This window comes from Agrococcus sp. HG114 (assembly GCF_024723325.1).
Classification (GTDB): Bacteria; Actinomycetota; Actinomycetes; order Actinomycetales; family Microbacteriaceae; genus Agrococcus.
On record NZ_JANQCH010000068.1, the window covers coordinates 1 to 11,791 of the forward strand.

Below are 11,791 nucleotides of genomic sequence, written 5' to 3' on the forward strand. Positions count from 1 at the left end.
GGGAGGCGCCGCTCAGGCGCGGGAGGCGCCGCTCAGGCGCGGGAGGCGCCGCTCAGGCGCGGGAGGCGCCGCTCAGGCGCGGGAGGCGCCGCTCAGGCGCGGGAGGCGCCGCTCAGGCGCGGGAGGCGCCGCTCAGGCGCGGGAGGCGCCGCTCAGGCGCGGGAGGCGCCGCTCAGGCGCGGGAGGCGCCGCTCAGGCGCGGGAGGCGCCGCTCAGGCGCGGGAGGCGCCGCTCAGGCGCGGGAGGCGCCGCTCAGGCGCGGGAGGCGCCGCTCAGGCGCGGGAGGCGCCGCTCAGGCGCGGGAGGCGCCGCTCAGGCGCGGGAGGCGCCGCTCAGGTCCGGGAGGCGCCACTCAGGCGCGGGAGGCGCCACTCGAGCGCAGGAGGCGCCGCTCACGCGCGGCAGGTGCAGACACGACAGCGGCCGTCCCGCTCGGGAGCAGGACGGCCGCTGGGGCTCGGGGATGCGCTAGGCGCGGCCCTCGGCGGCCCGCAGCTTCTGCAGGGCCTCCTCGAGCAGCTGCGCCGCCTCCTCAGGGGTGCGGCGCTCCTTCACGTACGCGAGGTGCGTCTTGTACGGCTCGTTCTTCGCGACCTGCGGCGGGTTGTCCTTGTCGCGACCCGCGGGCAGGCCCGTCGACGGCGAGTCGATGACCTCGGGGATCTCGTCCTCGGGGAGGTCGGCCGCGAAGTAGCGGACCGTCTCGTTGCCCATGGCGTCCCAGTAGGACACGGCCACGCGGTCGGCGTGGAAGCCCCGGTCCTGCTCCCCCATGGGGCCCGCGCCGACGCGCGAGCCGCGGATCGCACTGCCTCCGGACGCCATCAGATGCCCGCGAACTTCGTGATGAGGCCGAGCACGACGATCGAGGCGAGCCACGCGAGGCTCACGACGACGGTGATCGTGTTGAGGTTCCGCTCCGCGACGCCCGACGAGCCGAGCGACGAGCCGACGCCGCCGCCGAACATGTCGGACAGGCCGCCTCCACGGCCCTTGTGCAGCAGGATGAACAGCGTCAGCAGCACCGAGGTGACGCCGAGGATCACCTGCATGATGATCTGGAGAATCTCCACTAGCCCTCTTTCCGGTTTCGCGGCCGGGGCCGCGAGAAGTCCAACGAGCATCCTACCGCAGGGATTCCCGGCGGCAGGGGCGCGTCACGTGCCGACGTGGTGCTGGAAGCGGGCGATCGCCGCGAACTCGGCCGCGTCGAGGCTCGCGCCGCCGACGAGCGCGCCGTCGACGTCGGGCTCGCGCATGAAGCCGGCGATGTTCCCCGACTTCACGCTTCCGCCGTAGAGGATGCGCGTGGCGGCAGCCGCCTCGTCGCCCCGCAGCTCGCGGATCGTCTGGCGCAGCGCCTGCGCGACCTGCTGCGCCTGCTCGGGCGTGGCCGGCGTGCCGGAGCCGATGGCCCACACTGGCTCGTACGCCACGACGATCTCGCCGGCCGCGGGCAGCTCGGCGAGCGCCTCGCGCAGCTGCTCGACCGGCACTGCCGACGCGCCGCGCTGCTCGAGGTCCTCCGCCGTCTCGCCCACGCAGATGATCGGCGTCACCCCGTGGCGGAGCGCCGCGGCGGCCTTCCGGCCCACGAGCGCGGAGGTCTCGCCGTGGTCCTGCCGCCGCTCGGAGTGCCCGACGATCACGTAGGAGCACTCGAGCTTCGCGAGCATCGAGGCGGCCACCTCGCCGGTGTGCGCCCCCGAGTCGTGCTCCGAGACATCCTGCGCGCCGAAGCGCAGCGCGAACTTCTCGGCGGAGATGAGCGTCTGCACGCTGCGCAGGTCGGTGAACGGCGGGAACACCGCGACCTCGACCGCAGCGTGGTCGTGCCGAGCGTCCTGCAGGGTCCACGCGAGCTTCTGCACGAGCGCGATCGCCTGCAGGTGGTCGTTCTGAAGCTTCCAGTTGCCCGCGATGAGCGGCGTGCGGCTCACCATCCGAGCACCTCGAGCCCGGGCAGGCGCGCACCCTCGAGGAACTCGAGGCTCGCCCCGCCGCCCGTCGAGATGTGGCCGAACGCCGCGTCGTCGAAGCCGAGCTGGCGCACGGCAGCGGCCGAGTCGCCACCGCCGACCACCGTGAGGCCCTCGGCCTCGGTGAGCGCTTGCGCGACCGCCCTCGTGCCGGCCGCGAACGCCTCCATCTCGAACACGCCCATCGGGCCGTTCCAGAAGACGGTGCGCGAGCCGCGGATCGCCTCGGCGAACGCCGAGGCCGTCTCGGGCCCGATGTCGAGCCCGATGCCATCCGCGCCGAAGCGCGACGACTCGATGCTGTCGGCGGCCACCGTCTCGTGCTCGGCGTCGGCCGCGAAGGCGGCGGCGACCACCACATCCGTCGGCAGCAGCAGCTCGATGCCGCGCTGCTCGGCGTCCGCGATGTAGCCGCGCACGCGCTCGAGCTGGTCCTCCTCGAGGAGGCTCGACGCGACGCCGTAGCCCTGCGCGTCGAGGAACGTGAAGAGCATGCCGCCGCCGATGAGGAGCCGGTCCACGCGCGGCAGCAGGTGCTCGATCACGCCGAGCTTGTCGCTCACCTTCGACCCGCCGAGCACGACCGCATAGGGCCGCTCGGGCGATTCCGTCAGCCGCGCGAGCACGCCGAGCTCGCGCTCCACGAGCAGGCCCGCCGCGCTCGGGAGCGCCTGCGCGATCTCGAACACGCTCGCCTGCTCGCGGTGCACGACCCCGAAGCCGTCGGAGACGAACGCGTCGGCGCCCGCGGCGAGCTCCGCCGCGAAGGACGCGCGCTCCGCGGCGTCCTTGCTCGTCTCGCGCGGGTCGAACCGCAGGTTCTCGAGCAGCGCGAGCTGCCCCTCGCCGAGCCCGATCCGGACGCGCTGGGCGTCCTCCCCCACGGTGTCGGCGGCGAAGGCGACCTCGGCGCCGAGCAGCTCGCCGAGCCGCTCCGCGACCGGCGCGAGCGAGTACTGCGGGTCCGGCGCGCCCTTCGGGCGGCCGAGGTGCGACATCGTCACGACCTTCGCGCCCTGCTCGAGCAGGGCGCGAAGGGTGGGCAGCGACGCGACGATGCGGCCCTCGTCGGTGATCCGCCCGTCCTGCACCGGCACGTTGAAGTCGCAGCGGATGAGGACGGTCCGGCCCGAGAGGTCCCCGAGCGAGTCGAGCGTGCGCAGCGCCATCAGAGCTGCGAGCCCACGTGCTCGGCGAGGTCGACGAGCCGGCAGGAGTAGCCCCACTCGTTGTCGTACCACGCGGAGATCTTCACCTGGTCCCCCATCACGCGGGTGAGGCCCGAGTCGAAGATCGACGAGTACGAGTTGCCGATGATGTCGGCCGACACGATCGGGTCCTCGGTGTACTGCAGGTAGCCCTCCAGCGGGCCCGACTCGGCGGCCGCGCGGTAGGCCGCGTTGATCTCGTCGACGGTGAGGCCGTCGCGCGTCGTGACCGTCAGGTCGGTGATCGAGCCCGTCGGCGTCGGCACGCGCAGCGCGTAGCCGTCGAGGATGCCCTTGAGCTCGGGGATCACGAGGCCGATGGCCTTCGCTGCGCCCGTGCTCGTCGGGATGATCGACAGCGCGGCCGCGCGAGCCCGGCGGAGGTCCTTGTGCGGCGCATCCTGGAGGTTCTGGTCGGCCGTGTAGGCGTGCACGGTCGTCATGAGGCCGCGCTCGATGCCGAAGCTCTCGTGGAAGACCTTGGCGAGCGGCGCGAGGCAGTTCGTCGTGCACGAGGCGTTCGAGATGACGTGGTCCGTCGCGGGGTTGTAGTCCTCGTGGTTGATGCCCATCACGAACGTGGGGGCGGGCCCCTTGGCAGGTGCCGAGAGGATGACCTTCTTCGCTCCTGCGGCGATGTGGGCGGATGCGTCCTCGACCTTGGTGAAGCGGCCGGTCGACTCGATGACGACGTCGACGTCGAGCTCGCCCCACGGGAGCTTCGACGGGTCCTTCTCGGAGAGCGAGCGGAACGCGTCGTCGCCGACGCTGATGGTGCCCTCGTCCCAGCCGACCGGCTGCTCGATCGGGCCGGCGACGGAGTCGTACTTCAGGAGGTGGGCGAGGGTCTGGTTGTCGGTGAGATCGTTGACCGCGACGATGTCGATGTCAGCGCCCTGGGTGCGCGCTGCTCGGACGAAGTTGCGGCCGATCCGGCCGAAGCCGTTGATGGCGACCTTCAGTGTCATGGGATGGGTTCCTGCCTGTCGGGAGGACCGGGGACCGAGGCAGGTGCCCCGGTCCCCGGTCGCTCGGTGACGATGGTGGTCAGCGGAGGATGAGGCCGGACGTCTGCGAGCGGGCGGCGTCGAAGCGCGCCTGCGCGTCCTGCCAGTTGACGATGTTCCAGAACGCCTTGACGTAGTCCGCCTTGACGTTGAGGTAGTCGAGGTAGAAGGCGTGCTCCCACATGTCGAGCATGAGCACGGGGTGCGTGCCGACCGGGACGTTGCCCTGCTGGTCGAAGAGCTGGAGCACGTTGAGGCGCTCGCCGATCGAGTCCCACGCGAGCACCGACCAGCCGGAGCCCTGGATGCCCGTGGCGTTCGCGCTGAAGTGCGCCTGGAACTTCGCGAAGTCGCCGAAGAACTCCGCGATCGCCGCCTGCAGCTCGCCCTCCGGCTCGCCGCCGCCGTCACCCGAGAGGTTGTTCCAGAACACGGTGTGGTTGGTGTGGCCGCCGAGGTTGAACGCGAGGTCCTTCTCGAGCTTGTTGACGTTCGCGAGGTCGTCGGCGTCGCGCGCCGCCTGCAGCTTCTCGAGTGCCGTGTTGGCACCGTCGACGTAGGTCTTGTGGTGCTTGTCGTGGTGCAGCTCCATGATCTTCGCCGAGATGTGGGGCTCGAGCGCTGCGTAGTCGTAGGGCAGCTCGGGAAGGGTGTAGACGGCCATGGCTGGCTCTCCTCTCTTGCGCGCCGCGCGCGCCGATTGGTCGTGCTCGATCCTAACCGCCGCGACCTGGCCGGAGGCAGGGCGGGCGGCCACCTCAGACGTCGTCGATGTCCTCCGGCACGGCCGCTTCCGTGCTCGGGATGCCCCGCTCCTGCGCGGCGCGATCGGCCATCGCGAGCAGGCGGCGGATGCGCCCGGCGACGGCGTCCTTGGTCATGGTCGGCTGGGCGAGGTGGCCGAGCTCGTCGAGGCTCGCGTCGCGGTGCTCGAGGCGGAGCCGACCGGCGTACGCGAGGTGCTCGGGCACCTCGGGACCGAGGATCTCGAGCGCGCGCTCGATGCGCGCGCACGCCGCGACCGCCGCCTGCGCGCTGCGCCGCAGGTTCGCGTCGTCGAAGTTCACGAGCCGGTTCGCGGTCGCGCGCACCTCGCGGCGCTGCCGGAGCTCTGCCCACGCCTGCACCGTCTCGAGCGCCCCCATCGTGGTGAGCATGCGCGAGATGGGCTCGCCCTCGCGGATGACGACGCGGTGGGCGCCGCGCACCTCGCGGGACTTCGCGGGCACCCCGAGCCGGCCGGCGGCGCCCACGAGCGCCATCGCCGCCTCGTTGCCCGGGCACGTGACCTCGAGCGCCGCGGAGCGGCCGGGGTCGGAGAGCGCGCCCTGCGCGAGGAACGCGCCGCGCCACACGCCCGCGAGGTCCTCGAGCGAGCCCGTCGTGACCTTGTTCGGGAGCCCGCGCACCGGCTTCCGCCGCGCATCCATCAGCCCCGTCTGCCGGGCGAGCGTCTCGCCCTCGGCGATGACGCGCACGAGGTACGCGCCGCTCGAGCGGTTGGACGACGACGACGAGATGCGCGCGATCTCGGCCTTGACGCCGTAGAGCTCGAGGATGCTGCGGGCGAGCCGTCGGGCGGCCGCCGCGGAGTCGAGCTCGCTCTCGACCGCGACGCGGTTCGAGATGACGTGGAGCCCGCCCGCGAAGCGCAGCAGCGTCGCGACCTCAGCCGCCTTCGTCTGGGGTCGCGTCACGCGAACCCGCGCGAGCTCCTCCTTGACGTCGTCGGTCAGTGTCACGCCGGCTCCTCTCGTCATTCGCGTCCCAGATCCCTGTGCTTCACCGCGACCCGCAGGCGCGGTCGCCCCGACAGCCGCGAGGCGAGGTGCTCGGCCATCGCGACCGAGCGGTGCTTGCCGCCCGTGCACCCGACGCCGAGCACGACGTGCAGCTTGTTCTCGCGCGCGAACCCGGCGAGCACCGGCTCGAGCGCCTCCAGGTAGCGGTCCGCGAACTCGCGCGCGCCCTCCTGCTCGAGCACGAAGTCGGCCACGAGCGGCTCCGTGCCGTTGTGCCCGCGCATCTCGGGGTTCCAGAAGGGGTTGGGCAGGAAGCGCATGTCGGCGATGAGGTCGGCGTCGACCGGGAGCCCGTACTTGAACCCGAAGCTCATGACGGTGAGCACGACCTCGAGCTCGCCGCCGGGCGCGAACCGCTCCCCCACGCGCGTGGTGAGCTGGTGCGGGTTGAGGCCCGTGGTGTCGAGCAGGTCGTCGGCCATGCCGCGCAGGGGCTCGAGGCGCGTCCGCTCCATGCGGATGCCGTCGAGGATCGTGCCGTCCCCCTGCAGCGGGTGCGGCCGTCGCACCTGCTCGTAGCGGCGCACGAGCTCGGCATCGCTCGCCTCGAGGAACAGCACGCGCACGCTGTGCTCGGTGCGGAGCATCTCGACGAACCGCTTCGCGTCGTCGAAGAGGACGCCGCCGCGCACGTCGACGACGATCGCGAGCTTCGCCTCGGTGGAGTCCTCGGCGGCGGCGGTGCGCACGAGCGTGCGCAGCATGCTGGGCGGCAGGTTGTCGACGACGAACCAGCCGAGATCCTCGAGCGCGTTGGCGACCGTCGTGCGTCCCGCACCGGACATCCCGGTGATGATGACGATCTCTCGTGCGTTCACAGCGTGCTGTTCCCTTGCCCTCGCGACTCCTCGTCCATCGTATCGGCGCGGAGAGCCCGTGCGATGGCCTCGGCGAGCGCGGGGCCGACCCCCGGCACCTCGCGCAGCTGCTCGGGCGAGGCCGCGCGCACGCGCTTCGCGGAGCCGAAGTGCTTGAGCAGCGCGCGCACGCGCGACGGCCCGAGCCCCGGGATGCCGCTCAGCTGCGACTGGATCGCGCTCGAGCGCTTCTGCCGCTGATAGCTGATCGCGACCCGGTGGGCCTCGTCGCGCAGGCGCTGCACGAGGTAGAGGGCCTCGCTCGTGCGAGGCAGGATGACCGGGAACTCGTCGTCCGGCAGCCAGAGCTCCTCGAGCCGCTTCGCGATGCCGGCGAGGGCCACGCCGCGCACGCCCTGCTCGTCGAGCGCGCGCCGGGCCGCCTGCACCTGGGGCCGGCCGCCGTCGACGAGCAGCAGCTGCGGCGCGTACGCGAAGCGCGTGCTCGTCTCGTCCGGGTCGCCGTCGACGAGGTACTTCGCGCGTCGCGTGATGACCTGGTGGATCGAGTCGGTGTCGTCGGTGGTCTGCGCGATCGCGAACCGCCGGTACTGGTCCTTGCGGGGCAGGCCGTCCTCGAACACGACCATCGAGGCGACGACGCCCTGGCCGCCGAGGTGCGAGACGTCGAAGCACTCGATGCGCAGCGGCGCCTCGGGCATGCCGAGCGCCTCCTGCAGGTCGCTGAGCGCCTGCGACCGGGTGACGTAGTCGCTCGTGCGCTTCGTGCGCGCGACCTGCAGCGCGTGGGCGGCGTTCACGGTCGCGGAGTCGGCGAGCTTGCGCTTCTCGCCGCGCTGGGGCACGCGCACCTCGACCCGCCCGGTGAGCCCGTGGTCGGCGCGGCGGTCGGTGAGCCACGCCTTGACCTCGTGCACGCTCTCGGGCTGCTTCGGCAGCAGCACCTCGCGGGCGGGCGGGTCTCCACCGTCGTAGGCGATGCGCAGGATCTGCGTCGCGAGCTCGCTGTCGTCGAGGTCGATCTCGGTGTCGACGACCCACGACTTCGTGCCGCGGATGCGGCCGCCGCGCACGGCGAACAGGTGCACGGCGGCGCTCAGCTCGTCGTGGACGAGGCCGAACACGTCGGCGTCGACGCGGTCGGAGAGGACGACGCTCGTGCGCTCGAGCACCGACTCGAGCGCCGCGAGCTGGTCGCGCAGCCGGGCGGCGCGCTCGAACTCGAGCCGCGCGCTCGCGCGCTGCATCTCCTCGCGCACCCGGTCCACGAACTCCTGGTCGCCGCCGTTCATGAACGCGACGAGGTCGCGGGCGATCGCGCGGTGCTCCTCGTGCGTGACGCGCCCGACGCACGGCGCGGAGCACTTGCCGATGTCGCCGAGCAGGCACGGGCGTCCCGAGCGCTCCGCCCGGTCGTACACGGATTGGCTGCACGAGCGCATGGGGAACGCCTTCAGCAGCAGGTCGAGCGTCTCGCGGATCGCCCACACCTTCGTGTAGGGGCCGAAGTAGCGCGCGCCGCGGATGCCGCGGTTGCGCGTGATGAGCGCGCGCGGCACGTCGTCGGCCATCGTCACGGCGAGGTAGGGGTACGACTTGTCGTCGCGGAACTGCACGTTGAACGGCGGCTCGAACTCCTTGATCCACGTGAACTCGAGCTGCAGCGCCTCGAACTCGCTCGCGACGATCGTCCACTCGACGCGCACCGCGGTGAGCACCATGCGGCGGGTGCGCTCGTGGAGCGCCTCGAGCGGCTGGAAGTAGTTCGAGAGCCGCTGGCGCAGGTTCTTCGCCTTGCCCACGTAGAGCACGCGCTCGTGCTCGTCGCGGAACCGGTACACGCCCGGCGCCGTCGGGATCGTGCCCGGCGCCGGCTTGTAGGGCACGGTGCGCGGCGCGCGACCCGCGGTCATCGCACGCCTGCGCCCAGGATCTCCTTGAGGAACGATCCCGTGTGGCTGCCGGGCACCTCGGCGACCTCCTCGGGGGTGCCGGTCGCGACGACCGTGCCGCCGCCCGAGCCGCCCTCGGGCCCGAGGTCGATCACCCAGTCGGCCGACTTGATGACGTCGAGCGAGTGCTCGATCGTGAGCACGGTGTTGCCCTTCTCGACGAGCCCGTCGAGCACCTCGAGGAGCTTGCGCACGTCGTCGAAGTGGAGGCCCGTCGTCGGCTCGTCGAGCACGTAGATCGCCCGGCCGGACGTGCGGCGCTGGAGCTCGGTCGCGAGCTTGACGCGCTGCGCCTCGCCGCCCGAGAGCGTCGTGGCGGACTGGCCGAGCCGCACGTAGCCGAGGCCGACGTCGACGAGCGTCTTGAGGTAGCGGTGGATCGACGAGATCGGGGCGAAGAACTCCGCGGCCTCCTCGATCGGCATCTCGAGCACGTCGGCGATCGACTTGCCCTTGTAGTGCACCGAGAGGGTGTCGCGGTTGTACCGGGCGCCGTGGCACACCTCGCACTCGACGTAGACGTCGGGCAGGAAGTTCATCTCGATCTTGAGCGTGCCATCGCCCATGCACGCCTCGCAGCGACCGCCCTTCACATTGAACGAGAAGCGGCCGGCGAGGTAGCCGCGCGCCTTCGCCTCGGCCGTCTCGGCGAACAGGTTGCGGATCTTGTCGAACACGCCGGTGTAGGTCGCGGGGTTCGACCGCGGCGTGCGGCCGATCGGCCCCTGATCGACGTGGATGACCTTGTCGAGGTGTCCGAGCCCGGTGACGCGCGTGTGCTTCGCGGGCACCTGCCGGGCCCCGTTGAGCGCGTTCGCGAGCACCTTGTGCAGGATGTCGTTCACGAGCGTCGACTTGCCGGAGCCCGAGACGCCCGTGACGGCGACGAACACGCCGAGCGGGATGTCGACGTCGATGTGCTGCAGGTTGTTGGCGCGCGCGCCCTCGACCCGCAGCATCCGCTCGGGGTCGACCGGTCGCCGCGTCGTCGGGGTCGGGATGCGCTCGCGGCCCGAGAGGTACTTGCCGGTGAGGGAGGTCGGGTGGTCGAGCAGCTCCTCGTAGGTGCCCGAGTGCACGACCTCGCCGCCGCGCTCGCCCGCGCCCGGGCCGATGTCGACGACCCAGTCGGCGGTGCGGATGGTGTCCTCGTCGTGCTCGACGACGATGAGCGTGTTGCCGAGGTCGCGGAGCGCCTCGAGCGTGCCGATGAGCCTGCGGTTGTCGCGCTGGTGGAGGCCGATCGACGGCTCGTCGAGCACGTACAGCACGCCCGTGAGGCCCGCGCCGATCTGGGTGGCGAGGCGGATGCGCTGGGCCTCGCCGCCCGAGAGGGTCGCGGCCGCGCGCGAGAGGGAGAGGTAGCCGAGCCCGACCCGGATGAGGAAGTCGAGCCGCGCGCGGATCTCGCGCAGCACCGCCGCGGCGATCATCGCCTCCCGCTCGTCGAGCTCGAGCGAGGCCATGTACGCGTGCGCGTCGTCGAGGCTCATGTCGGAGACGGCAGCGATCGAGCTGCCGTGCACGAGCACGCTCAGCACCTCGGGCTTGAGGCGCGCGCCGCCGCACTCGGGGCACGGCACCTCCCGCAGGTACTCGCCGTGCTTCGCCCTGACCCAGTCGCTGTCGGCCTCCTCGTGCTTGCGCTGGATGTAGGGCATGACGCCCTCGTAGCCGGAGGCGTACTTCAGCTGTCGGCCGTAGCGGTTGCGCCACTGCACCATGACGTTGCCCTCGGTGCCGTGCAGCACGACCTGGCGCACGTCGGCGTCGAGGTCGCGCCACGGGGTGTCGAGCGAGAAGCCCATCTCGCGCGCGAGCCCGGTGAGGAGCCGCTCGAAGTAGGTGTAGAGGCCCTTGCCCGACTGCGTCCAGGGCAGGATCGCCCCCTCGCGGATGGAGAGCGCGTCGTCGGCGATCACGAGGTCGGGGTCGGCCGCCATCTTGGTGCCGATGCCCGTGCACTCCGGGCACGCGCCGAACGGCGCGTTGAACGAGAACGTGCGCGGCTCGATCTCGGTGAGCGAGACGGGGTGGCGGTTCGGGCACGAGAGCCGCTCGCTGTAGGTGCGCCTCCGTTCGTCGGCGTCAGCGTCGAGGTCGACGTAGTCGACCGTCACGAGGCCGTCGGCGAGCCGGAGGGCGGTCTCGAGCGAGTCGGTGAGGCGGGACAGCATCCCGGGCTCGGCGACCATGCGGTCGACGACCACCGCGATGTCGTGCTTGTTCTGCTTCTTGAGCGCCGGGGCGTCGGCGAGCTGCACGAGCTCGCCGTCGATCACGGCGCGCGAGTACCCGGTCGCGACCAGGTTGCGCAGCAGGTCGGCGAACTCGCCCTTCTTCTGCTGGACGACGGGCGCGAGCAGCTGGAACCGCGTGCGCTCGGGCAGCTCCATGAGCTCGTCGGCGATCTGCTGCACCGTCTGGCGCTGGATCCGCTCGCCGCACACGGGGCAGTGCGGCACGCCGATGCGCGCCCAGAGGAGCCGCATGTAGTCGTGCACCTCGGTGATCGTGCCGACGGTCGAACGGGGATTGCGGTTCGTGGACTTCTGGTCGATCGAGACGGCGGGGCTCAGGCCCTCGATGAAGTCGACGTCGGGGCGGTCGACCTGCCCGAGGAACTGGCGCGCGTACGCCGAGAGGGACTCGACGTATCGGCGCTGCCCCTCGGCGAAGATCGTGTCGAACGCGAGCGACGACTTGCCCGAGCCCGAGAGCCCGGTGAACACCACGAGCGCGTCGCGCGGGATGCGCAGATCGACGTCCTTGAGGTTGTGCTCGCGGGCGCCGCGGACGTGCAGCTCGGAGGTGCTGGTGATGGTGGTCGTCACCCCAAGAGTCTACGAGCGGCCGCCCACACGCAGCCCGTGCGTTCGCGCTCGGCTCACCGCTCGACGCGGCCGATCGCGTCGTCGACCGCGACGGCCCCGCCCTCGTCGACAGCGCGTCGCAGGGTCCCGGAGCGGTGCGCGGCGACCCGCGTCTCCATCTTCATCGCGTCGAGCACCGCGACGTCCTGCCC

At 71.9% G+C, this 11,791-nt stretch carries 11 protein-coding genes; all 11 read right to left on the minus strand.

The genetic code is table 11. From position 1 onward, the window contains the following. Window positions 1–468 precede the first annotated feature (468 nt). Window positions 469–825, minus strand: a complete 357-nt coding sequence (locus NWP09_RS08095; RefSeq protein ID WP_258275015.1) for an RNA polymerase-binding protein RbpA — start codon at window positions 823–825, stop codon at window positions 469–471. After that, window positions 825–1,073: a preprotein translocase subunit SecG gene (secG, locus tag NWP09_RS08100; protein ID WP_258275016.1), complete on the minus strand. Its 249-nt coding sequence runs from the start codon at window positions 1,071–1,073 to the stop codon at window positions 825–827. The genes NWP09_RS08095 and secG overlap by 1 nt, the downstream gene beginning before the upstream one ends. A gap of 84 nt (window positions 1,074–1,157) precedes the next feature. Continuing rightward, window positions 1,158–1,943 carry a triose-phosphate isomerase gene (gene tpiA, locus NWP09_RS08105; RefSeq protein ID WP_258275017.1) on the minus strand — a complete coding sequence of 262 codons (786 nt, stop codon included), beginning with the start codon at window positions 1,941–1,943 and terminating at the stop codon, window positions 1,158–1,160. After that, window positions 1,937–3,148: a phosphoglycerate kinase gene (gene pgk / locus NWP09_RS08110; RefSeq protein WP_258275018.1), complete on the minus strand. Its 1,212-nt coding sequence runs from the start codon at window positions 3,146–3,148 to the stop codon at window positions 1,937–1,939. The genes tpiA and pgk overlap by 7 nt, the downstream gene beginning before the upstream one ends. Next, the gene (gene gap, locus NWP09_RS08115) at window positions 3,148–4,155 is read right to left on the minus strand and encodes a type I glyceraldehyde-3-phosphate dehydrogenase (protein WP_258275019.1); all 1,008 of its coding nucleotides are present in this window, start codon (window positions 4,153–4,155) and stop codon (window positions 3,148–3,150) included. The genes pgk and gap overlap by 1 nt, the downstream gene beginning before the upstream one ends. Before the next feature lie 79 nt (window positions 4,156–4,234). Beyond that, window positions 4,235–4,858 (minus strand): superoxide dismutase, encoded by a 624-nt coding sequence (locus NWP09_RS08120; protein WP_258275020.1) that lies wholly within the window; start codon window positions 4,856–4,858, stop codon window positions 4,235–4,237. 94 nt (window positions 4,859–4,952) lie between these two features. Then, window positions 4,953–5,936: a DNA-binding protein WhiA gene (gene whiA / locus NWP09_RS08125; protein WP_258275021.1), complete on the minus strand. Its 984-nt coding sequence runs from the start codon at window positions 5,934–5,936 to the stop codon at window positions 4,953–4,955. Between the two features lie 14 nt (window positions 5,937–5,950). Continuing rightward, window positions 5,951–6,814, minus strand: a complete 864-nt coding sequence (gene rapZ / locus NWP09_RS08130; RefSeq protein ID WP_258275022.1) for an RNase adapter RapZ — start codon at window positions 6,812–6,814, stop codon at window positions 5,951–5,953. After that, window positions 6,811–8,727, minus strand: coding sequence for an excinuclease ABC subunit UvrC (uvrC, locus tag NWP09_RS08135; RefSeq protein WP_258275023.1), 1,917 nt, complete (start codon window positions 8,725–8,727; stop codon window positions 6,811–6,813). The genes rapZ and uvrC overlap by 4 nt, the downstream gene beginning before the upstream one ends. After that, window positions 8,724–11,600 carry an excinuclease ABC subunit UvrA gene (uvrA, locus tag NWP09_RS08140; protein ID WP_258275024.1) on the minus strand — a complete coding sequence of 959 codons (2,877 nt, stop codon included), beginning with the start codon at window positions 11,598–11,600 and terminating at the stop codon, window positions 8,724–8,726. The genes uvrC and uvrA overlap by 4 nt, the downstream gene beginning before the upstream one ends. 53 nt (window positions 11,601–11,653) lie before the next feature. Beyond that, window positions 11,654–11,791, minus strand: a 138-nt coding sequence (locus NWP09_RS08145; RefSeq protein WP_258275025.1) for a biotin/lipoyl-containing protein, incomplete at its 5' end; no start/stop codon positions are given.

Excerpts from the sequence above, each read along its gene's own strand:
- NWP09_RS08095 (WP_258275015.1), bottom strand. The coding sequence starts at position 825 with ATGGCGTCCGGAGGCAGTGCGATCCGCGGCTCGCGCGTCGGCGCGGGC.
- pgk (WP_258275018.1), bottom strand. The coding sequence starts at position 3,148 with ATGGCGCTGCGCACGCTCGACTCGCTCGGGGACCTCTCGGGCCGGACC.
- gap (WP_258275019.1), bottom strand. The coding sequence starts at position 4,155 with ATGACACTGAAGGTCGCCATCAACGGCTTCGGCCGGATCGGCCGCAAC.
- NWP09_RS08120 (WP_258275020.1), bottom strand. The coding sequence starts at position 4,858 with ATGGCCGTCTACACCCTTCCCGAGCTGCCCTACGACTACGCAGCGCTC.
- tpiA (WP_258275017.1), bottom strand. The coding sequence starts at position 1,943 with ATGGTGAGCCGCACGCCGCTCATCGCGGGCAACTGGAAGCTTCAGAAC.
- uvrC (WP_258275023.1), bottom strand. The coding sequence starts at position 8,727 with ATGACCGCGGGTCGCGCGCCGCGCACCGTGCCCTACAAGCCGGCGCCG.